Origin of the sequence: Prochlorococcus marinus XMU1411 (assembly GCF_017696075.1) — a bacterium.
GTDB lineage: Bacteria > Cyanobacteriota > Cyanobacteriia > PCC-6307 > Cyanobiaceae > Prochlorococcus_A > Prochlorococcus_A marinus_V.
In genome coordinates this window covers 169,545-189,368 of sequence record NZ_JAAORI010000002.1, presented here as the reverse complement: position 1 = coordinate 189,368, position 19,824 = coordinate 169,545, and the positions used below count along the sequence as shown (strand labels likewise).

At 32.2% G+C, this 19,824-nt stretch carries 23 protein-coding genes and 1 tRNA gene; 11 read left to right on the top strand and 13 right to left on the bottom strand.

Translation table 11 applies throughout. The features are described from left to right. Nucleotides 1-50: 50 nt before the first annotated feature. On the top strand, nucleotides 51-419 hold the full coding sequence (locus HA145_RS01445; RefSeq protein ID WP_011817760.1) for a DUF3155 domain-containing protein: 369 nt from the start codon (nucleotides 51-53) through the stop codon (nucleotides 417-419). Here HA145_RS01445 and HA145_RS01440 read toward each other — a convergent pair. Continuing rightward, on the bottom strand, nucleotides 416-1,033 hold the full coding sequence (locus tag HA145_RS01440) for an alpha/beta hydrolase (RefSeq protein ID WP_209127536.1): 618 nt from the start codon (nucleotides 1,031-1,033) through the stop codon (nucleotides 416-418). The two genes, HA145_RS01445 and HA145_RS01440, sit on opposite strands and share 4 nt — an antisense overlap. 33 nt (nucleotides 1,034-1,066) lie before the next feature. On the opposite strand from HA145_RS01440, the gene purH reads away from it, so the two are divergent. Then, nucleotides 1,067-2,620, top strand: a complete 1,554-nt coding sequence (gene purH / locus HA145_RS01435) for a bifunctional phosphoribosylaminoimidazolecarboxamide formyltransferase/IMP cyclohydrolase (protein WP_209127535.1) — start codon at nucleotides 1,067-1,069, stop codon at nucleotides 2,618-2,620. Here purH and HA145_RS01430 read toward each other — a convergent pair whose 3' ends face one another. From HA145_RS01430 to sfsA, 4 genes are all read right to left on the bottom strand, one after another. Continuing rightward, nucleotides 2,621-3,181 carry a DoxX family protein gene (locus HA145_RS01430; protein WP_209127534.1) on the bottom strand — a complete coding sequence of 187 codons (561 nt, stop codon included), beginning with the start codon at nucleotides 3,179-3,181 and terminating at the stop codon, nucleotides 2,621-2,623. It lies immediately after the preceding gene. 104 nt (nucleotides 3,182-3,285) lie between these two features. Further along, nucleotides 3,286-4,482, bottom strand: a complete 1,197-nt coding sequence (locus tag HA145_RS01425; protein ID WP_209127533.1) for a 4-hydroxy-3-methylbut-2-enyl diphosphate reductase — start codon at nucleotides 4,480-4,482, stop codon at nucleotides 3,286-3,288. An 89-nt stretch (nucleotides 4,483-4,571) separates the two neighbouring features. Further along, nucleotides 4,572-6,032 (bottom strand): ammonium transporter, encoded by a 1,461-nt coding sequence (locus HA145_RS01420; RefSeq protein WP_209041781.1) that lies wholly within the window; start codon nucleotides 6,030-6,032, stop codon nucleotides 4,572-4,574. 181 nt (nucleotides 6,033-6,213) lie between these two features. Next, on the bottom strand, nucleotides 6,214-6,954 hold the full coding sequence (gene sfsA / locus HA145_RS01415) for a DNA/RNA nuclease SfsA (RefSeq protein ID WP_209127532.1): 741 nt from the start codon (nucleotides 6,952-6,954) through the stop codon (nucleotides 6,214-6,216). A 71-nt stretch (nucleotides 6,955-7,025) separates the two neighbouring features. Here sfsA and murJ point away from each other — a divergent pair, with 71 nt between their 5' ends. Further along, entirely contained in the window at nucleotides 7,026-8,609 is a 1,584-nt protein-coding gene (murJ, locus tag HA145_RS01410; RefSeq protein WP_209127567.1) for a murein biosynthesis integral membrane protein MurJ, read from the top strand. Here murJ and HA145_RS01405 read toward each other — a convergent pair. Together HA145_RS01405 and HA145_RS01400 are read right to left on the bottom strand one after the other, a co-directional pair. Beyond that, on the bottom strand, nucleotides 8,606-8,896 hold the full coding sequence (locus tag HA145_RS01405; protein ID WP_209127531.1) for a DUF3181 family protein: 291 nt from the start codon (nucleotides 8,894-8,896) through the stop codon (nucleotides 8,606-8,608). The genes murJ and HA145_RS01405 overlap by 4 nt on opposite strands. Before the next feature lie 15 nt (nucleotides 8,897-8,911). Beyond that, nucleotides 8,912-9,163: a hypothetical protein gene (locus HA145_RS01400; RefSeq protein WP_209127530.1), complete on the bottom strand. Its 252-nt coding sequence runs from the start codon at nucleotides 9,161-9,163 to the stop codon at nucleotides 8,912-8,914. 86 nt (nucleotides 9,164-9,249) lie between these two features. On the opposite strand from HA145_RS01400, the gene HA145_RS01395 reads away from it, so the two are divergent. The 5 genes from HA145_RS01395 to leuD all read left to right on the top strand — a co-directional run bounded on the left by HA145_RS01395 (nucleotide 9,250) and on the right by leuD (nucleotide 13,985). Next, nucleotides 9,250-9,323: transfer RNA gene (locus HA145_RS01395), tRNA-Arg, on the top strand. A gap of 77 nt (nucleotides 9,324-9,400) precedes the next feature. Continuing rightward, a complete protein-coding gene (glyA, locus tag HA145_RS01390; RefSeq protein ID WP_209127529.1) occupies nucleotides 9,401-10,672 on the top strand; it encodes a serine hydroxymethyltransferase in 1,272 nt (423 codons plus the stop codon). Beyond that, the gene (locus HA145_RS01385) at nucleotides 10,669-11,943 is read left to right on the top strand and encodes a competence/damage-inducible protein A (protein ID WP_209127528.1); all 1,275 of its coding nucleotides are present in this window, start codon (nucleotides 10,669-10,671) and stop codon (nucleotides 11,941-11,943) included. Before glyA ends, HA145_RS01385 begins: the two co-directional genes overlap by 4 nt. 12 nt (nucleotides 11,944-11,955) lie before the next feature. Further along, a complete protein-coding gene (gene leuC, locus HA145_RS01380) occupies nucleotides 11,956-13,365 on the top strand; it encodes a 3-isopropylmalate dehydratase large subunit (RefSeq protein ID WP_209127527.1) in 1,410 nt (469 codons plus the stop codon). Beyond that, nucleotides 13,362-13,985 carry a 3-isopropylmalate dehydratase small subunit gene (gene leuD, locus HA145_RS01375; protein ID WP_209127526.1) on the top strand — a complete coding sequence of 208 codons (624 nt, stop codon included), beginning with the start codon at nucleotides 13,362-13,364 and terminating at the stop codon, nucleotides 13,983-13,985. Before leuC ends, leuD begins: the two co-directional genes overlap by 4 nt. Here the strand turns inward: leuD and HA145_RS01370 are convergent, their stop codons facing one another. The 3 genes from HA145_RS01370 to psbN all read right to left on the bottom strand — a co-directional run bounded on the left by HA145_RS01370 (nucleotide 13,986) and on the right by psbN (nucleotide 16,375). After that, a complete protein-coding gene (locus tag HA145_RS01370) occupies nucleotides 13,986-15,956 on the bottom strand; it encodes a DUF3769 domain-containing protein (protein WP_209127525.1) in 1,971 nt (656 codons plus the stop codon). It abuts the gene before it with no gap. 28 nt (nucleotides 15,957-15,984) lie between these two features. After that, the gene (locus HA145_RS01365; RefSeq protein ID WP_002805124.1) at nucleotides 15,985-16,113 is read right to left on the bottom strand and encodes a photosystem II reaction center protein I; all 129 of its coding nucleotides are present in this window, start codon (nucleotides 16,111-16,113) and stop codon (nucleotides 15,985-15,987) included. Nucleotides 16,114-16,222: 109 nt separating this feature from the next. Further along, nucleotides 16,223-16,375 carry a photosystem II reaction center protein PsbN gene (gene psbN / locus HA145_RS01360; RefSeq protein WP_011817745.1) on the bottom strand — a complete coding sequence of 51 codons (153 nt, stop codon included), beginning with the start codon at nucleotides 16,373-16,375 and terminating at the stop codon, nucleotides 16,223-16,225. 80 nt (nucleotides 16,376-16,455) lie between these two features. On the opposite strand from psbN, the gene psbH reads away from it, so the two are divergent. From psbH to HA145_RS01345, 3 genes are all read left to right on the top strand, one after another. After that, nucleotides 16,456-16,656, top strand: coding sequence for a photosystem II reaction center phosphoprotein PsbH (gene psbH / locus HA145_RS01355; RefSeq protein WP_002805661.1), 201 nt, complete (start codon nucleotides 16,456-16,458; stop codon nucleotides 16,654-16,656). A 142-nt stretch (nucleotides 16,657-16,798) separates the two neighbouring features. After that, nucleotides 16,799-17,398, top strand: coding sequence for an aminoacyl-tRNA hydrolase (gene pth, locus HA145_RS01350; protein ID WP_209127524.1), 600 nt, complete (start codon nucleotides 16,799-16,801; stop codon nucleotides 17,396-17,398). 6 nt (nucleotides 17,399-17,404) lie between these two features. Then, nucleotides 17,405-17,662 (top strand): DUF3146 family protein, encoded by a 258-nt coding sequence (locus HA145_RS01345; RefSeq protein WP_209127523.1) that lies wholly within the window; start codon nucleotides 17,405-17,407, stop codon nucleotides 17,660-17,662. On the opposite strand, the gene HA145_RS01340 is transcribed toward HA145_RS01345, so the two are convergent. From HA145_RS01340 to ntcA, 3 genes are read right to left on the bottom strand one after another with little or no spacing between them, the layout of a single operon-like run. Continuing rightward, nucleotides 17,643-18,080, bottom strand: coding sequence for a hypothetical protein (locus HA145_RS01340; protein WP_209127522.1), 438 nt, complete (start codon nucleotides 18,078-18,080; stop codon nucleotides 17,643-17,645). The two genes, HA145_RS01345 and HA145_RS01340, sit on opposite strands and share 20 nt — an antisense overlap. 5 nt (nucleotides 18,081-18,085) lie before the next feature. Further along, complete coding sequence (locus tag HA145_RS01335) at nucleotides 18,086-19,045, bottom strand: DUF3084 domain-containing protein (protein ID WP_209127521.1); 960 nt, start codon at nucleotides 19,043-19,045, stop codon at nucleotides 18,086-18,088. Between the two features lie 38 nt (nucleotides 19,046-19,083). Continuing rightward, nucleotides 19,084-19,818 (bottom strand): global nitrogen regulator NtcA, encoded by a 735-nt coding sequence (ntcA, locus tag HA145_RS01330; RefSeq protein ID WP_209127520.1) that lies wholly within the window; start codon nucleotides 19,816-19,818, stop codon nucleotides 19,084-19,086. Between the last annotated feature and the right edge of the window lie 6 nt (nucleotides 19,819-19,824).

Sequence of the window (19,824 nt, the reverse complement as noted above, 5' to 3'; positions counted from 1 at the left end):
GTAAAAATAAATTCCACTAATCTCATTAATAATTTCGGGAGTACCAATCAATGTCAAAAAAAAGAAAAAGAATCAGCAGAAGACGATTGGCTGGCCAAAGAGTAATGGCACATGTACCCATATATCATATCGAAACTGGCAAACATAAACCAGTTACAGCAGCAAGAAGATTCATAGCTGAAAATGGTCTATCTGCGCCTTCAGTTTTCAATGTCAGAAGAAATGAACATACCACTGATAGGTTTTTTTGGGGTGAAAAAGGGTTATTTAGCGCCCAATATGCTGAAGAAAATCATTTTCTATTCCCATCACTAAAAGTTGTAGTTGAAGGAATTGGTGAAGAAAAAATATTTGAAGGTTTGGAACTTACTGCAGATGATTGGGAAGAGATTGAAGAATACGAATATGCATTTGTTTAAAAAATAATACTTATATTTGAACTTATAAAATTAATTAAATTTGAATCTATTTGATGAAATCCATCGAATTCTAATAATTCACAAAATTTAGAAGACTTACTTTTTACCATCTCATAAATAGTCCTAGAAGCATCTATGGGCACAACGTCATCATTTATTCCATGACTAATAATCAATGGCGAGCATTTTTCTCCAGGGTTCCAGTTGGGGTGAGGGTAACCACTACAAGCAACAATTAATCCAAAATTTAATTTAAATCCTACATCAATTGCCATTGCCGCCCCCTGAGAGAAACCCAATAAAATTGTTTTTCTTAGTGGAATGTGATTAGTATCAAATTTTTTTAATGTAACCAAAAGCTTATTTACTTCAACCTCAGCTCCATTCCAATCATGTGGGTATAATCCATACCACTGTCTTCCCTGACCACTTGGATGTAATCCAGGAGCCCTCAAAGAAATTACCTCAAAATCAAGATTTATTTTTTCAGTCATCTCCTTTCCAAATGTTAAAAGATCATCCGAATCAGCTCCCCAACCATGCATCAAAATAATTCTATGAGTTGCAGTTTGAGAGCTAATCGAGACAAATTCATGATCGATAGCATATTTCATGTTTATATTCTTAAGTAAGTAAACTTTCCCATAATGTCACCACTAGCTTTAATAAGTGTTTCTGATAAAAAAAATATAATCCCATTTTGTATGGAACTGGTAGAAAAATTTAATTATAAAATTCTATCAAGTGGAGGAACTGCCAAATATCTAATAGAGGCAAAAATTCCAGTTATTAAAGTTGCAGATTTTACTAATTCTCCAGAAATTCTTGGAGGAAGAGTTAAAACTTTACATCCAAAAATACACGGGGGGATATTAGCTAAAAGAACTGACGAGGAACATAAGAGAGATATAGAAGCTAACAATCTTAGTTTAATTGACTTAGTTGTTGTCAATTTATATCCTTTTAAAAAAACTGTAGATCAAGGAGCTAAATGGGAAGATGCTATTGAAAATATTGATATTGGAGGGCCATCAATGATTCGTTCAGCAGCTAAAAATCATAAAGACGTTTCCGTTTTAGTAGATCCTAGTCAGTATCAAAATTTTCTTGAAGAAAGCAAAAAAGGTAAATTAAAAGAGTCATATAAAGCAAAATTAGCACTTGAAGCTTTTCAACATACAGCAGATTATGACACTGCAATATCTAATTGGATAAGCAAAGAACGAGGTTTACAATCTTCCAAATATATTGAATCTTATCCACTAATCAAAACCTTAAGATATGGGGAGAATCCTCATCAAAAAGCTTTCTGGTATGGTTTAAGTAACATGGGATGGAACGCAGCAGAACAATTACAAGGTAAAGATTTAAGTTATAACAATCTATTGGATCTTGAGTCGGCACTTTCAACAGTTTTAGAATTTGGCTACAAAGAAAAAGATGAACTTACAACCGACACATTTGCTTCTGTTATCCTAAAACACAATAATCCTTGTGGTGCCTCTATAAGTAATTCAGCTTCTCAAGCATTTTTGAACGCTTTGGAGTGCGACTCAGTTAGTGCATTTGGAGGGATTGTTGCTTTTAATTCTAATGTTGATAGTGAGACTGCAATTCACCTCAAAAATATTTTCTTAGAATGTGTCGTCGCTCCATCTTTTGATGAGGAAGCTTTAGAAATTTTAAAAGTTAAAAAGAATTTAAGAATTTTAAAGTTTTCAAAAGATCAACTGCCAAAAAAGAGTCAAACTTCTACTAAATCAATAATGGGAGGATTATTAGTTCAAGATACTGACGATAGTAAAGAAAAGACTGAAAGTTGGATTTCAGTAACTAATAAAAATCCAAGTAATCAAATTCAATTAGATCTAAATTTTGGATGGAAAATTTGTAAACACGTAAAATCTAATGCCATTGTTATTGCTAAAGACCAAAAAACTATTGGTATTGGAGCTGGTCAAATGAATAGAGTTGGAGCTGCAAAAATTGCGTTAAAAGCAGCTGGGAGGTTATGTTCTGATGCTGTCTTAGCAAGCGATGGTTTTTTCCCATTTGCAGATACTGTAGAACTTGCAAATGAATACGGGATAAAAGCTATTATTCAACCTGGTGGAAGTCTAAGAGACCAAGAAAGTATTGATATGTGTAATTCAAAAGGAATATCTATGGTATTTACACAAAAAAGGCATTTCTTACATTAGCTAAGTTGATTTTGGATAATATGTAATCTTGTTGGTTTTTCTGAACAAAGAGAGTCTTCCTGGACCTGCGCATAGAAAGTAAAGAGAAATAGCCCCATATATAAAAGACAATTCAAAAGCATAATTATGACCCTCAACCACTGCTAGAGGAAAACCTTCTAGTCCAGTATCTAGGAGATGAAAATAAACAGCAAATGCCATAGTGGAGAATAGGCCAAGAGAAGAAAGCCTTGCAAAAATTCCTATAGCTAATCCTAATGGGCATACTAATTGAGTAATTGCAGCTCCAAAAGTCCAAATAACAGGATCACCTGGCAAAAATGGGAAGTACTTACCAACTACAAACTCAGCAAAACCCTGAGGGTCCTGTAGTTTCTCTAGGCCATGATGAATCATCAAAGCACAAAAACCAATTCTTAAAACAAAAATCGATAATTCTCCAAGGATATTAACTTCTGATCCTGAAGATGAATTAGCAACAACAACTTCAACTTTTTGAGGCGCTTTAGTTCTATTCATACTTGCAGCTGAAACCTGATTTGTTTGTGCTTTGTCTTCCATACTTCATAAATTTTTCATTATTCTAGTTAATAAAGTAGATCTTGTGGAATTAAGTAACTAATAAATTAAAGAAAATAAGCAAAGTTAATAATGAGAATCGATATTCAAGAAGCTATATTAATTAACTTTTCAATAACATCAGCAACAACCTTATCAGGAGTCGATGCACCTGAGGTTATTCCAACGTTTATGGTTCCATTGGGTAAAAAATTATTTTTAAGTTCTAAATCTGAACCAAGTGGTTTATGTAATATTGAATTTTCTTCAACTGATATCCTGTCTGGAGTATCTATATGGAAAGAGGAAATATTTTTAGTTATTGCTATTTCTTGCAAGTGAGTAGTATTAGAAGAATTAAAGCCTCCTATGACAACAAGAATATCAAGATCTTCATCAACCAAAGAGAACATTGCATCTTGTCTTTCTTCAGTAGCATCACAAATAGTATTAAAAGCTAAAAAGTGACTATTTAAGTTTTCTGGTCCAAATTTTTTTAACATCGTTCTTTCAAAAACCTTCCCAATTTCTTCAGTCTCGCTTTTAAGCATAGTTGTCTGGTTAGCAACTCCGACTCTATCTAAATCTTTATCAGGATCAAATCCATTAGAGCATGCTTTAGCAAATTTGTTCATAAATTCATTTCTATTACCTCTACCAAGAATATATTCAGATACATAATTAGCTTCTTCTAGATCAAGTACAACTAAATATTTACCTGCGAATGAACTAGTAGCGAGAGTCTCCTCATGCTTAAATTTTCCATGAATTATAGATGTGAAAACATGTTTTTTATGTTTCTCCACGGTATGCCAAACCTTAGAAACCCATGGACAAGTTGTATCAATAATATGACATCCTTTCTCATGAAGGAGTTTCATTTCTTGAACAGTAGCTCCGAAAGCAGGCAATATAACTACATCCCCATTAGAAACTAATGAAAAATCTTTAATTCCATTTTTTGCTGAAATGAATTTTACATTCATTTTTCTTAAATGATCATTAACTGAAGGGTTATGAATAATTTCGTTTGTTATCCAAATATTCTCATTAGGGTAATGTCTTCTAGTTTCATAAGCCATTGCTACAGCTCTTTCAACTCCCCAGCAGAAACCAAAGGCCTGAGCTAATTTAATATTTAGTCTACCTTTAGTGTAAGTGAAACCATTATCTCTTATAGAACTTATCAAATCACTTTGGTAAGCTTCTTCTAGTGCTTGAGCTCTTTTTGTAGGAGAATCAAAACCCCTTCTATTATATCTATCAGAGTGATGAAGAGATCTTCTAAAAGCTTGGGTATCCATCTTTTGATATTACAACATTTTAAATAATTTTTTGTAAAAAAAAAGAAACCTGACATAAGTCAGGTTTCTAAAATCAATTTTAAGTTAGATTATTTAGCAGATGCAAAGTCTGGATATGCTTCCATTCCATGCTCCCCTATATCTAAACCTTGAGTCTCTTCCTCTTCAGATACTCGGATTCCACCGAATAATCCTCCAATTACAGACCAAGCGATCCAACAAGTAACTAGTGTCCAAATAGCATAAGCCGCAGCTCCAAGAGCTTGTATTAGAAGAAGGCTAATACCTCCGCCATTAAACAAACCCATACCAGCACCATCTCCTTGTACAGCTGTACCCCATAGACCGATTACTACAGTACCCCATACACCACAAACTCCGTGAACAGAGAATGCACCTACAGGATCATCGATCTCAGCAGCATCAAGTGCTGCAACAGAAAATACAACGATAATTCCACCAACTAGTCCTGCAAACCAGGCACCAGCAAGTGTCATATCGCCACAACCAGCAGTGATACTAACTAATCCTGCAAGGATTCCATTAATAATCATTGTAAGGTCAGGCTTACCAGAAGTTAATGTTGAAACAATAGTTGCTCCAATAGCGCCAGCTGCTGCTGCCAAAGTAGTTGTTACAGCAACATATGGAACCCATTGGTCCATAGCAAGTTGAGAACCGGGGTTAAATCCATACCAACCTATCCATAGAACTAATGCACCCAAAGTAGCTATAGCCATATTGTGTCCTGGCATAGCCTGTGGTTTTCCATCAGAGTATTTGCCGATTCTTGGTCCAAGAAGCATAGCTCCTACAAGACCTGCCCATGCTCCAACTGAGTGAACAATTGAAGAACCAGCAAAATCAACAAAACCTAAAGAATCAAGCCAGCCACCATTCCATTTCCAGCTACCAGCAATTGGATAAATAAATGCAGTTAATACAATCGCAAAAACAACAAATTCTCCAAATTTAACTCTTTCAGCAACAAGACCAGAAACGATAGTTGCTGCAGTTCCTGCAAATGCAGACTGGAACAAGAAATCAACAGTTGGGACTAATCCAGCGTCAGTTACCATATCTGCAGTAACTGTTGGATCAAAAAATAAGCCTCCAAAATAAAGCCATCCGTCAGCAACACTTCCTCCGTACATTAATGAATAGCCGATAAACCAATAAGAAGTTACAGCTAGAGCAAATACGAATAGGTTTTTAGCAAGTATGTTTACAGCGTTCTTAGAACGACACATACCTGCCTCAACCATAGCGAAACCGGCATTCATGAAGATCACTAGAATAGTAGCGATCAAAAGCCATAAATTGTTAGCAAGAAAAGCTGCATTCAACTCAGGTAAATCAGCTGCGTGAGCTGAAAGATTAAAAATACCTAAACCAAACAAAGCTAAGGGAACAGTTGCAAGCCACAACATAGAGCGGTTTGAACTAAATCCTCGAATACTCCTCAAAAGGAGCATAGGTCCATTAACAAGACTTGCATCTTGAAGTTTGGACCTAGAGCGCCTTTGAGGCGTTTGCAAAGCAGTGGTCATAAAAAAAAATTAGATCTGCAAAAAAACAGTTTGTGCTGTTTCCTTTCAAATTTAAATTTATTCAAAAAACTTATCCATGTCTAGTAGTTGTTGATACCATTTTTATAGTTGCACCTTAAAAAATTACTTGTTAAATTTGAAAACTAATTTTTTTTTGATTTCAAAATATCAAGTTTCTCTTTTATTTTAAGGGTTTAATTCCATTCCATGTTATGTGGTCTTTATGAAATTCAAAGGAACATGGAATAGTTATCATTCCTGCACTTATAGATTCTCTAAAAAGATTGCCGTACAAGGGATCTGCATCATCTCCAGGGGCAAAAAAACAAGCGTCTTTTCTTGTAATACAAAGTACTAAAACACTTTTACTTTCAGGAATTAATTCCTTTAATTCAATGAGGTGTTTTTGACCTCTTTTCGTTACTGTATCTGGGAATAGAGCTACATTTTCTTTAATCCAGGTCGTATTTTTAACCTCTATGTAAATGTTACGATTATCAGGATTTGAAGATTTTGGAGTTAAAAAAAAGTCAATTCTACTTTTTTTATCTTTTCCATAAGGGACTTCCGATTTGATTGTCTCTATTTCACCTATTATTTGGCTTAGCAAATTTTTCTCAATAACCTTTTTGATTAACTTATTTGCAAATAAAGTATTAATTCCCACCCAGACCTCATTATTTTTTGAATCTAAAACACATATCTGTTCCCAAGTAAAAGGTAATTTTCTTTTTGGAGAAGGGGACACACTTATTCTTACTTTTGCTCCCTCACTCAAAAGTCCCTTCATAGGACCTGTATTAGCACAATGTGCAGTTACTACCTCTCCACTATCTAATTTTATATCTACAAGGAACCTTTTATACCTTTTAATAAAAACCCCTTCAATTAATGGTTCAAATTCAATTATCCGATCATTCATAAAATATGTTGTAAGTTAAAAATCAAATATAATTGAAACTTAAACTTCTTGAAAATTTTGTACAAATCCAAATGCATTCATTTTTAAAAAATAATGTTTTTTCAATTTCGTTTGGTACTAGTCTTAGTAAATTAGCTGGATGTATAAGACAAATATTTATAGCTGCTGCTTTTGGAGTTGGGGTAACATACGACGCATTTAATTATGCTTATATTATTCCTGGTTTTTTGCTAATAATCATTGGAGGAATTAACGGTCCCTTACACAACGCTGTGGTTGCAGTTCTAACTCCCCTTAACAAAAAAAATGGAGGGATTGTTTTAACTCAAGTAAGCATAAAACTTTCAATATTATTAATTGGTTTAGCTATATTGATTTACTTTAATTCCAGTTTATTAATTGAATTATTAGCCCCCAATTTAAGTTACGAAGCTAAGTCTATTGCCACTTACCAATTAAAAATACTTACACCTTGTATCCCATTATCTGGCTTCATAGGTTTGAGCTTTGGCGCCTTAAATTCCCAAAGAAAATTCTTTTTATCAAGTATAAGTCCAGCAATAACAAGCCTAACTACTATTTTTTTTATTTTATTAAGTTGGATTTTCAATCAAGAAAATGCATATTCTCATCTCTTTACTTATTCGGGATTACTAGCTTTTGCAACTTTGACAGGAACTTTAATTCAGTTCGTTATTCAAATTTCGGAAATAAATAAAATCGGTCTCTTGAGATTAAAATCAAACTTCCAATTATTTAATGATGAAGAGAGAAGGATTTTTAAACTAATTATTCCAGCATCTATCTCTTCAGGTCTCAGCCAAATTAATGTTTTTATCGATATGTTTTTCGCTTCAAGTTTTCAAGGAGCAGCATCAGGACTAGCTTACGGAAACTTTCTGATACAAGCCCCATTAGGCATATTATCTAACTCTTTGATTTTGCCATTACTTCCAAAATTCTCAAAATTGAGAAGTGATAAAGACTATAGAGGACTTCAAAAAAAATTGATCTCTGGAATAGAGTACTGTTTCTTGACGACTATTTTTTTAAGCGGATTTTTCATAACATTTAATAATCAAATAGTACAGTTAGTTTTTCAAAGAGGATCTTTTGATTATTTAGCGGCTTTAAAAGTAAAGAATATATTAATTGCTTATGCAGTTGGTATACCTTTTTATCTTTATAGAGATTTATTAGTAAGAACTTACTATTCAATAGAAAAAACAAACTTCCCTTTTAAGTCTTCACTTGCAGGGATAATATTAAATATTTTTTTTGATTGGTTTTTAATTGGTGCTCCAATTAAAAATTTTGGAAATCTTTCAACATATAATTTTGGAGTTGTAGGAATTATTTTATCTTCAGTAATAGTCAATTTTATAGTTTGTATTTTGCTTTCTTTTAATCTGAGAAATGAAAATATCCATTTACCTAACTTGGATTTATTAAGGAAAATTATCCTAATGTCACTAGCAGCATTTATAGATAGCACACTTTGTTTTACTATTTTCAAAACTACAAATAACTTCAATTCAAATCTCGGAGAATTTTTATTATTGATAATTGGATCTCTAACTTTTTTTATAATCTATTTTTTACTTACAAAATACTTGAAAGTAAATGGATTTAAAGTTTATAAAAAAAAGATTTAGTTTTCAAAAAAACTTTCCAAAATCTCCCCTAATTCTTGAATTTGCGAGGTAGTGATTAACTTAATAAGTGGAATATTGTTAACACCATCCCCTACTTTTACGTTTATTGATTTCAAACTTATTTTTGCAGCCTCCAATGGGCCTTGATCTTTATTGCTGATACATTCAATAGCAAGATGTCTAGATAGGCCAGCATCTCCAAGATATAAATTCCACTTTTCTATTTTTATAAAAAGCTTTTCTGAAATAATATTTTCCAGATCACTTATTCCTATCTGAGAGTCCATAAATTAAAAATAAAATTAAGTTGATTGTTTTGAAGGATCTTTAGGTTTTTTTATAATTACAAAAAGTAAATGAGAGGCTAAAAGAATTGACCAGAAAATTGCAAAATTATTAAATAAAGCGATTTCATATTTAATTTCTTTTAAAAGCCAAGTGCCACTTACAATTGCAGTAAATATCATGCAGTGGATAACAAAATTTACGATTCGAGAAAAATGTTTATAGATGGGATCTTCTAAATCACCATTTCCATACCACTTTATAGGCATATTAAAAAATAGATTGTTAATAATAGATATTTTACCTGAAATCTAGTTGACTAAGAGACCCTGAAACAGAGATATTACATAATTATGCGCCTGTAGCTCAGTGGATTAGAGCACCTGACTACGGATCAGGGTGTCGGGAGTTCGAATCTCTCCAGGCGCGTTTAAAATTATGAAATATTCTTTTTATATTTTTCTAAAAAATATCGTCTATATTATGGTTATTACTTATTAAATTAAATGAATATCCTTCAAAATCTTAAAGAAAGTGATCCAGTAATATCCAATTTTATTAACTCTGAAAAAAATAGACAGGAAACTCATCTTGAATTAATCGCAAGCGAAAATTTCGCATCAATTGCCGTCATGCAGGCTCAAGGATCTGTCCTTACAAATAAATACGCAGAGGGATTACCTCAAAAAAGATATTACGGAGGATGTGAATTTGTTGATGAAATCGAAGAATTAGCTATACAGAGAGCGAAAAAATTATTTAATGCAAATTGGGCTAATGTGCAACCCCACAGTGGAGCACAGGCAAATGCTGCAGTTTTCCTTAGTTTACTTAAACCTGGCGACACAATCATGGGGATGGATTTATCTCATGGTGGACATCTAACTCATGGATCTCCAGTAAATATGAGTGGTAAGTGGTTCAATGCAGTTCACTATGGTGTAAATAAGGAAACTAGTGAATTAAATTTTGATGAAATAAGAGAGATAGCTCTAGAAACAAAACCAAAATTGATCATATGCGGATATTCAGCTTATCCAAGAACAATCGATTTTGAATCATTTAGAAAAATTGCAGATGAAGTTGGTGCATTCTTAATGGCTGATATTGCACACATCGCAGGACTTGTAGCAAGTAAACTTCATCCAAATCCAATTCCTTATTGTGATGTAGTAACTACAACTACTCATAAAACATTAAGAGGGCCAAGAGGTGGACTTATCTTGTGTAAAGATGCAGAATTTGGAAAGAAATTTGATAAATCTGTTTTCCCAGGAACTCAGGGTGGGCCCCTAGAGCATATTATTGCTGCTAAAGCAGTTGCATTTGGAGAAGCCTTACAGCCAGATTTCGTTAATTATTCCCAACAAGTAATAAAAAATGCCAAAGTTCTAGCTTCAACTTTAATAAATAGAGGTATTGATATCGTTAGTGGAGGCACTGATAATCATATTGTTTTACTCGATTTAAGAAGTATTAATATGACCGGTAAAATTGCTGATTTGCTCGTAAGTGAAGTGAATATCACTGCAAATAAAAATACTGTTCCATTTGATCCTGAATCACCTTTTGTAACCAGCGGGCTAAGGTTGGGTACTGCTGCTTTAACTACTAGAGGCTTTAATGAGAATGCTTTTACTGAAGTTGGCGAAATTATTGCTGATAGATTACTTTACCCAGATGATTCACTAATAGAAAATAAATGCAAAGAAAGAGTATTGACCTTATGTAATCGTTTTCCTCTCTATGAAGGCAAACTTGAAGCATCAATTAAATGACTCCCAATTCTAGAGGAGTTGAAATTCTTTCTATTGGAACAGAGCTACTTTTAGGAAATATTATAAATACGAATTCTCAATGGATTTCTGAACAGTTGTCCCAATTAGGCTTAAATCACTTTAGACAATCAACTGTAGGTGATAATTGTGATCGAATCATAAAAGAAATTCAAGAAATATCGAAAAGAAGTAATCTTCTTATTACAACAGGTGGCTTGGGACCTACCCCAGATGACTTAACTACTGAAGCAATAGCTAAATCATTTAATGAAACTCTTTTTGAAAGACCACACTTATGGGATGAAATTAAACAAAAACTTTCAAATTCAATGCTTCAGGACGATTCCTCTAGCTTAAGGAAACAATGTTTCTTTCCAAAAAATGCTCAAATAATTAATAACCCAAGGGGTACTGCCCCAGGAATGATATGGGAGCCAATAAAAGGATTTACTATTCTTACTTTCCCTGGAGTTCCAAGTGAAATGAAAACTATGTGGAAAGAGACGGCGTTTGAATACATCAAGACCAAATTCTCAGATAGCTATTCCTTTTTTTCTAATACTCTTAAATTTGCTGGTATTGGAGAATCTAGCCTTGCAGAAAAAATTAACGAGCTATTAAATCTTAAAAACCCAACTGTTGCTCCATATGCAAATTTAGGAGAGGTTAAACTCAGAATCACAGCCAGAGCGAAGAATGAAGTGGAAGCAAAAAATATTATTAAACCTGTAAAAGAAAAATTAAAAAAAGAGTTCTCAAAGTTTATTTTTGGAGAGGATAATGATACTCTCCCTAGCGTTTTAATCAAAGAATTAACCAAGAGGAATCAAACTATTGTTTTTGCTGAATCCTGTACTGGAGGCCTTCTATCTTCATCACTAACATCAATAACAGGCTCGTCCCAAGTTTTTCAAGGCAGTATTGTTTCCTATAGTAATGAATTAAAAAATTTATTATTAAATATTTCGCAAGACAAGCTTAATGAATATGGAGCTGTTTCTGAAGAGGTTTGTGAAGCTATGGCAATTAATGTTAAAAACAGATTAGGAGCAGACTGGGCAATTGCTATCAGTGGAATTGCTGGTCCCAATGGAGGAACACAAGAAAAACCTGTTGGACTAGTATATATTTCGATTGCAGGACCAAATAATCATATTACCAACATCAAAAAAATATTTAACTCAACCCGAAACAGAATTGAAATTCAAACACTAAGTGTAAATGTGTGTTTGAACAGCCTCAGATTAATCCTATTATCGAATAGTAAGTAGTTTTTTTACAAATTGAGTCAAGATACATTATTTGATAAAGTTTGGGATTTACACAGAGTTTCAAGTCTTCCTGGTGGAGCAGATCAAATTTTTATTGGTCTTCACCTTATCCATGAAGTAACAAGTCCTCAAGCATTTGGCGCTTTAAAAGACAAAAATTTAAAAGTAAAGTTCCCCACTAGAACTGTCGCTACAGTTGATCATATTGTGCCAACAGATAATCAAAGCAGACCTTTCCAAGATAATCTCGCAGAGCAAATGATTAAAACACTTGAAAAAAACTGCTTAGAACATAAAATAAGATTTTTTAATATTGGTAGTGGAAATCAAGGAATAGTACATGTCGTAGCTCCAGAATTAGGGCTAACGCAACCAGGAATGACAATCGCTTGTGGAGATTCTCACACCTCAACTCATGGAGCCTTTGGCTCAATTGCTTTTGGTATAGGTACAAGCCAAGTAAGAGATGTTCTTGCCACACAAACCATAGCCATGAACAAATTGAAGGTGAGGCAAATTTGGTGTGAAAATAAATTATCTCATGGGGTTTATGCTAAGGATCTAGTGCTCCATATCATTAATGAACTTGGTGTAAAGGCTGGTGTAGGTTTTGCATATGAATTCGCAGGGCCTGCGATCAATGCATTATCCATGGAAGAAAGGATGACAATATGCAATATGTCTATTGAAGGGGGAGCGAGATGTGGCTATGTAAACCCTGATGAAAAGACTTTTAATTACATTAAAAATAAATTGTGTGCGCCCAAAAATAATAATTGGGATGAAGCGATCTTATGGTGGAAATCATTAAAAAGCGATGCAAATTCTATTTATGATGATGTTGTTAAATTTGACGCTTCAAAAGTAGAACCAACCGTAACCTGGGGAATTACTCCCGGTCAAAGTATAGGCATCAATCAACAGATCCCTCTTTTAGAAGAATTATCCCCAAATGACCAATTTCTTGCTGAAGAAGCTTATAAATATATGGGTTTTAAGCCAGGTCAATCAATTAAGGATACTTCGATTGATGTTTGTTTCATAGGTAGCTGCACCAATGGAAGAATCAGTGACTTAAGAGCTGCTGCTAAAGTAATAAAAGACAAAAAAGTATCTAAGAATATAAAAGCATTTGTGGTACCTGGTTCAGAAAAAGTGGCCAATGAAGCAAAACAAGAAGGTCTTGATAAGATTTTTAAGGATTCCGGATTTCAATGGAGAGAGCCAGGCTGCTCTATGTGTTTAGCAATGAATTCAGATAAGCTAATAGGCAATCAAGTTAGTGCTAGTTCTAGTAATAGAAATTTTAAAGGTAGACAAGGATCTCCAACTGGAAGAACACTTCTCATGAGCCCAGCAATGGTTGCTGCTGCTGCAATTAATGGCAAAGTAAGTGACGTTCGAGAATTTATAGATAAATGAAATCGGAATTTACAACACCAATTGGAAAAATTTCTCAAATCAGTGGGAAATGCATCTCGTTGATTGGTAACGATATTGATACTGATCGAATAATTCCTGCGCGTTTCTTAAAGTGTGTTAATTTTGAATCATTGGGAAAATCTGTTTTTGAAGATGACAGAAAAACATTAAAAGGAAAGCATCCTTTTGATCTAGAAGAAAATAAAAATGCTTCAATATTAATTGTTAATAGCAATTTTGGATGTGGTTCCAGCAGAGAACATGCTCCCCAAGCACTTATGAGATGGGGTATAAAAGCAATCATAGGCGAGAGTTTCGCCGAGATTTTTTATAGTAACTGTGTCGCGATAGGAATTCCATGTTTTACGCTTTCAAAAAAATCAATACAAGAAATCCAAAACTTTAGCGATACTAAATTTTTATTCTTAGAAATTGATTTGAAAAATTCCTTTGCAAAATCAAAAGATTTAAATTTTAATCTTGAAATTAAAGAAAGCTCAAAAAAAATGTTTTTATCCGGCGAGTGGGATGCTACTTCAACACTTCTTGAGAATGAAAATTTGATTGAGAATAAATTTAATCAACTACCTTATATAAAATTTAATGCTAAATTTTTATAGCTATTTAAATCCAAAAAGACCAAAAGAAATTCCTCCCGATTGATTATGAGGTTGATAAAAAATACCAAATTCATAGGATCTTTTTTTCCAATTTAAAGAGATTTTAGAATCTATAAATTCACCATAATCATCAGAATTATTTGTCAGGTTTAAAGTTCCACTACTTTTAATAATAAATGGTCCATACAATTGCTGATCAAGAGCAAGATCTAAAGTGAACTTATCATAAATTTGGTCGAACTTAAAAACACTTTCTCCACTTTTCAATTTGTAGAAAGGGAAAAGACTTAAACGAGTATAGTCAAATGTTTTATTTTTAAAATTACCCAAAATTAATTCTGGACCCATACCTAAGCCCAAATATTCTTGATGATCTCCATTTTCGTAGAAAGAATATGATACTTCTATTCTTGAATTAAGACTTAATCCTTTAGTGATGGGTTCAGGAATATACCTATATGAAATATCAATAGATTTATTTTCGGGTTCTTGAACACTAACTTGAAATTTCTGATCTAAAGAATAAAACAAGTTTCCTTTTAAGTTGGTAACGAGATTTGTTGTCTTTAAAGCCTCAGCTCTAATATTGGCCAAACCTAAAGATAATATTTCTGTCTTTTTAATACCGTTAACAACCCAAGTATTTTTCTTTTGTAATTTCGAACCGTAACCTGAGTAAATTTCCGCTTCCCCTAATGAACCATTCCAAATTCTCTCTCTAAAAATTCCATAAAAGTTTTTTTCCCATTTTGAATCTAAAAAATTAATTTCTTTTACTAATTTAGTTTTAAATCTAAAGGCATCTGAAAATTTATCAAAATCAAAAGAATTTATATTCTTATCTATTTCTAAATCCCACTTATTTATTCTGCCTTTTATCTGGGACTTTAGAGCAAAATAATCTTCAAAACTTGCGTTCCTCTTAACCTTCTCTGAAGTTATTGATTCATCTTCCCTCACAAAACTTTTTGTATATCCTTTTAGTGAGCGCTGAATCAAAAATTGTGGCTCTAAATCAAGAATAAAATTATCATCTAAATCTATAGAGTTAAATTTCCTGCCAATAAAATACCCGTCCTTATCTAAATTGTCATATCCTAAATTCCATCTATTATCAATTTGAGAATTATTAAAATCAAAAGCTCTATCACCTAACCAAAAAGGGATTGATACTTTTTCTTCAAATATTAAATAATTTAGTGAGGACTTAAATCGCAATTTTTCATTACGAGGATATACTTCTAATGAATTAATTGCTAACTTAACTTGCTTTGATTCTAGTAAATCATTACTAAATATAGCCTTTTTGCTTTTCCATTTTTCTCCATCTATGGTTATCTTATCAGTAGAAAATAACCAGTAATCAACCTTGCTTGGGGTGTATATAACTTTCTTTTTTTTTAATTCAAATAAACTTTCTATTTTTTTAAAATCTGAAGAGCTGAAATTTGAAGATAAGTCATCTATTAAAGTACTTGTATTAATAGATCCCTTAACATCTAATAAATACCCTTTACCATTAATAAAACTGTACTCAAGTTGTGAAACTTTAAATAATTGACTACCTATTATCAAAGCTACATTACCTTGAGCAACGATTTTCTTATTGAATTTATCGTAAATTAAATTATCAGCTTTAAGTAGTTTCCCTCTATACGATACAGATACGTTACCCTCTGCATAGAGAATGTTATTTATCTCTGATTGCTTGTCTGATTGGATTACTAATTCTTGTTGGTTTATCCTTAAATCAGATAAAGGAAGTTCTAAATTTTTCTTTAGAGGAATTGAATGGTAAACATCATTAAACAAAAAATTCGATGGTTTTTGTTTAACTACTAAACTTTTATTAAGGGCAATATTTAAATTTCTTTTATATGTTTTGGATAGTACCTCAGATTTCCCTGGCTGAATAAAATTAATACATAACAAAGATGAAAATATTACTTTTTTTGTTAATCTTAAATTCAACTTATATTAACTTTAATTAATAAGGAAATTAGTCTTGAGGACTTTCTAAATCTTTTCTATTTGGAGTTCTAGTAGGATCACTTGCTAAAAATCCAAAAAGGAATATCCCGACAAAGAAAAAGACGATGGTGTAAACAGAAATTTTTAAGGCAAGCATGGAATTAAGTGTTCTGACAGATTTATATCCTATTAAATTTATATTTAATTTATGGTAAAAGGTTTACTTTTTGTATTTTTGGAAAATTTTGAAATACTTTTAGCAGATACTAATCATCATGGTCATCCCATGGATCTGTAAGCTTTGCAGCTTTAGGTCCAAATGCAGTCCAAAGCCCAAAACCTGTTAAAGCTAGAAGTAATGCCAGAATTGTTACTGCTATGGAAACGGCAGGATCTGGAGCAGATGATAAAGTTTGCATCAATTTTGCTAAGTTTGTAAACAATTTATGTATTAGTTCTTATACAATAGCGAAATAATATCCAATTTTGTGAATTAAACATGGGTCAAAAAACAGCATTAGGAAGTCTTTTAAAAGCTATTGGCAATTCAGGTCAAGGAAAAGTTGTGCCTGGTTGGGGAGCAGTGCCTGTGATGACAGTCATAGGACTTCTACTTTTGGTTTTTTTAGTAATTCTTCTACAAATTTATAACCAATCCCTACTATTACAAGGTTTTTCAGTTGATTGGAACGGAAACTAAATTTCTGAAATTCTATCGAAAAGTTATCTAGTTCATTTGAGTAGTACAAAATAAATTTTCCTAGAAAATCTTGTCTTAAAGTACTCAACTATAGTTTGTTTGTATATATAATTCTCAATGAAAAGAGATTTAGAAATAGATCATGAAAGAAATATTTTTAATAGGCTTGGGGAATCCAGGTAAAAAATACTCTAAAAGTAGGCATAATATAGGCTTTCTGCTACTTCAAACTCTCTCGAAGAAATACAATTCAAATTTTTTATTAAAAGATAAACTCAAAAGTTCTTACTCAGAATTCAAAATAAAAGACTCTACTTACAGATTATTTTTACCAAATACTTTTATGAATAATAGTGGTGATGCTGTTCGAGCAATAGTTGATTGGTATAAGATTAATTTAGATCAAATTTATATAATAGTAGATGATAAGGATTTACCTATTGGAAAAATAAGATTTAGAAAAAAAGGGAGCTCAGGTGGACATAATGGACTTAAAAGCATTATTGAAAAATTGCAAACTCACAACTTTAATAGAATAAGAATCGGTATTGGTTCTCCACCATCAGATAATGGAATAAACAATTTCAATACTATTTCTCATGTATTAGGAGATATTTCTCAAGGAGAAAAATCAATATTAAATACAGTATATAAGAGGGTTATAGAATCTCTCGAACAATTAAACACAAAAAAAGAAGAATATATAATAAATGAATTAAATTCTTTTGATAAAGACCAATAATAGAAAATGAGGTCAAAACCAGAAACAATAGCTAATGTCAGTATTAAAGAATATTGCTTCTCAAAAAAGCATATTAAGGGAGTTGTCAAAGCTAGTCAATTTAAATGGACTTTTACATGGTCTTTTAATAAAGGCTTATTATTAGTAAATCCTCCATTGGGAAGAGCATTAATTGAAGATGCCTTATTAAGATTTTTATTAAAAAAAGATTATGAACTAGAGGCAGGAAACGAATATAAGTTTACTATTTCTGCCAAGTTTTAAAATCTACATTTTGATTCAAAGAAAACTTTATTTTGCAATAATCCTCTAAAATTATCAAAGCTGATATTGCATCGAGATTTTTATTAAGGATATAAACCTCCCTAGGAATTAAAATTTTAAAGCCTCTTATAGGAAAAAGATCGAAATATCTTGCTTTAGCCCTGAAAGTAGTATTTTTTTCTTCAAAAGTGATTATTTCTTTTTTAAAAAAATCCAGTTTTTCCCTTATCTCTCGACTTGTTGTGCCGTTCCCAATAATAATTTTTGATATGTCTTCAACGTTAATTAAATTTCTGACATAGTCTCTGAGTAATTCACTTTTAATAATAATGGCTTTGTAAACTTTTTTTTCACTTATTTCAGCTAAAACTAAGCCGCATTTGGATTTACCAGGGTCAATAGACAATATTTTAAACATTAAGACTATAATTTAGTTATGTTTAACTCCACTATTATTGGATCAGCAGTTTTACTATCATTTAAAGATATAACCTCTAATAGATATTCATTATTTTGATTTATCTTCAATGAATCTCTAATTTTTTTAATAAAGTCGCCTCTTGTACTAATTTCATTAACAATAGATCCTCTTAACTTTATTTTATCTCTGGTTTTTCTCAACAAAGTTTTAATTTTTGAATTAATATTTTTATACCCAAAATCCTTTGTTTCAAGAATTGCACTAGTAATAACTTCTCCTCTTCTTACAATGATTTTATTTTGCAGTAATTCTGGGTAAACAAAAACGAAGTTATCTCCTTTTAAAACATTAGTTGCTGATTTAATCAATAAGATCCAATTTCCACCTTTTGAAGTAACTAATTCAATTTCAGAAATATCACTAGGTCTCCACAAAAGAATATTTTTTATTTCTTTTTTAGTAGGTATTACAATTTTCTGAACATATCTATCTGCACTATTATAAATATTTGCTAGATCTAATTTTATATCTGGATTAGAAGTAACTTGAGCAATAAATAAAGTTTGCCCTCTTTTTATAACTACATTTCCTCTCCTAAATTCTTTAACATCACTTTTGAGTTTTTTTAGTTCCTTTTCTTTATTAGTAATCTTATCCTCAAGCCTCTTTCTTTCTTCTTGCAAAGGAAGAAGAGCCTTTTTACTCTCATCCAAAGTTTTTTGCAAAAAAGGGATATCAACAAAAAGTCTTTGCCTAAATTCTTCACTAACTAAAATCAATAATCCTATAGATATTGCACTAATAAAGCCCCCAGTGATGACAGTTACAATTGTTGCGGTTTTCTTAGGTCTTAATTTTAAGATACTAAATCTTGCTTTTCCAATCTTTGTACCAAGCAGATCACCAAATGGTGCAATTAATCCTCCGAGTAATATTAAAAAAGCAATTAAAATCCAAGCCACACTATTTCATATACTCAATACATCATAGTTAAGATGAATCAATTAAATCTTTTTGCAAGAGCTATTGGATCAAATACTGTAATCTTTTTTCTTTCAATATTAACAAGTCCAGAATCTTTCAAATCTCCTAATAATCTTGTAATTGTGACTCTTGTTGAACCAATAGCTTCCGCAATTGCTTGATGTGAAAGTCTTAAATCGATTGTAATACCTTTTTCACTTGCAACTCCAAAGTCTCTACAAAGGACCATTAAAAAGCTAACTAAACGAGAAGACATATCCCTATGCGTAAGAGTTTCTATCATTGTTTCTGTTTGCAGGATCCTACTTGAAAGACCCTGTAGTAATAATAATCCTACAGAGGCATCATCTTCAATTGCTCTTAAAACAGAATTCGCGGGGGCTGTTATTATTTCAACTCTTGTAAAAGCTATAGCATGATAAAAACGATCGGATCTATGGCCTGTTAAGAGAGATAAAACACCAAAAAGACTATTTTCTCTAAGGAGAGCAACAGTTATCTCTTCACCTGACTCATAAACTCTTGACAACCTTACTGCTCCTCTCCTTATTAAATAAACCCTCTCTGCAGGATCTCCTGGGAAGAATATTGTTTTAGATCTCTCAACCATTTCTGTGCTTGCACCTTCTAGACCTTTAATTACTTCCATTAAAGTTCTATTGATTGGGAAACGTTCTCCAACAGAAGTTATTTTACTTTGTCCGGATTGTTGCGAACTGAATCTGTTGAATCCTCGAGAAGAAGGTATCATAAGTAA

What these genes read in the sequence shown, in the direction of transcription:
- HA145_RS01445 (WP_011817760.1), top strand. Translation starts at nt 51, where the DNA reads ATGTCAAAAAAAAGAAAAAGAATCAGCAGAAGACGATTGGCTGGCCAA.
- HA145_RS01440 (WP_209127536.1), bottom strand. Translation starts at nt 1,033, where the DNA reads ATGAAATATGCTATCGATCATGAATTTGTCTCGATTAGCTCTCAAACT.
- purH (WP_209127535.1), top strand. Translation starts at nt 1,067, where the DNA reads ATGTCACCACTAGCTTTAATAAGTGTTTCTGATAAAAAAAATATAATC.
- HA145_RS01430 (WP_209127534.1), bottom strand. Translation starts at nt 3,181, where the DNA reads ATGGAAGACAAAGCACAAACAAATCAGGTTTCAGCTGCAAGTATGAAT.
- HA145_RS01425 (WP_209127533.1), bottom strand. Translation starts at nt 4,482, where the DNA reads ATGGATACCCAAGCTTTTAGAAGATCTCTTCATCACTCTGATAGATAT.
- HA145_RS01420 (WP_209041781.1), bottom strand. Translation starts at nt 6,032, where the DNA reads ATGACCACTGCTTTGCAAACGCCTCAAAGGCGCTCTAGGTCCAAACTT.
- sfsA (WP_209127532.1), bottom strand. Translation starts at nt 6,954, where the DNA reads ATGAATGATCGGATAATTGAATTTGAACCATTAATTGAAGGGGTTTTT.
- murJ (WP_209127567.1), top strand. Translation starts at nt 7,026, where the DNA reads ATGCATTCATTTTTAAAAAATAATGTTTTTTCAATTTCGTTTGGTACT.
- HA145_RS01405 (WP_209127531.1), bottom strand. Translation starts at nt 8,896, where the DNA reads ATGGACTCTCAGATAGGAATAAGTGATCTGGAAAATATTATTTCAGAA.
- HA145_RS01400 (WP_209127530.1), bottom strand. Translation starts at nt 9,163, where the DNA reads ATGCCTATAAAGTGGTATGGAAATGGTGATTTAGAAGATCCCATCTAT.
- glyA (WP_209127529.1), top strand. Translation starts at nt 9,401, where the DNA reads ATGAATATCCTTCAAAATCTTAAAGAAAGTGATCCAGTAATATCCAAT.
- HA145_RS01385 (WP_209127528.1), top strand. Translation starts at nt 10,669, where the DNA reads ATGACTCCCAATTCTAGAGGAGTTGAAATTCTTTCTATTGGAACAGAG.
- leuD (WP_209127526.1), top strand. Translation starts at nt 13,362, where the DNA reads ATGAAATCGGAATTTACAACACCAATTGGAAAAATTTCTCAAATCAGT.
- HA145_RS01365 (WP_002805124.1), bottom strand. Translation starts at nt 16,113, where the DNA reads ATGCTTGCCTTAAAAATTTCTGTTTACACCATCGTCTTTTTCTTTGTC.
- psbN (WP_011817745.1), bottom strand. Translation starts at nt 16,375, where the DNA reads ATGCAAACTTTATCATCTGCTCCAGATCCTGCCGTTTCCATAGCAGTA.
- psbH (WP_002805661.1), top strand. Translation starts at nt 16,456, where the DNA reads ATGGGTCAAAAAACAGCATTAGGAAGTCTTTTAAAAGCTATTGGCAAT.
- pth (WP_209127524.1), top strand. Translation starts at nt 16,799, where the DNA reads ATGAAAGAAATATTTTTAATAGGCTTGGGGAATCCAGGTAAAAAATAC.
- HA145_RS01345 (WP_209127523.1), top strand. Translation starts at nt 17,405, where the DNA reads ATGAGGTCAAAACCAGAAACAATAGCTAATGTCAGTATTAAAGAATAT.
- HA145_RS01340 (WP_209127522.1), bottom strand. Translation starts at nt 18,080, where the DNA reads ATGTTTAAAATATTGTCTATTGACCCTGGTAAATCCAAATGCGGCTTA.
- ntcA (WP_209127520.1), bottom strand. Translation starts at nt 19,818, where the DNA reads ATGATACCTTCTTCTCGAGGATTCAACAGATTCAGTTCGCAACAATCC.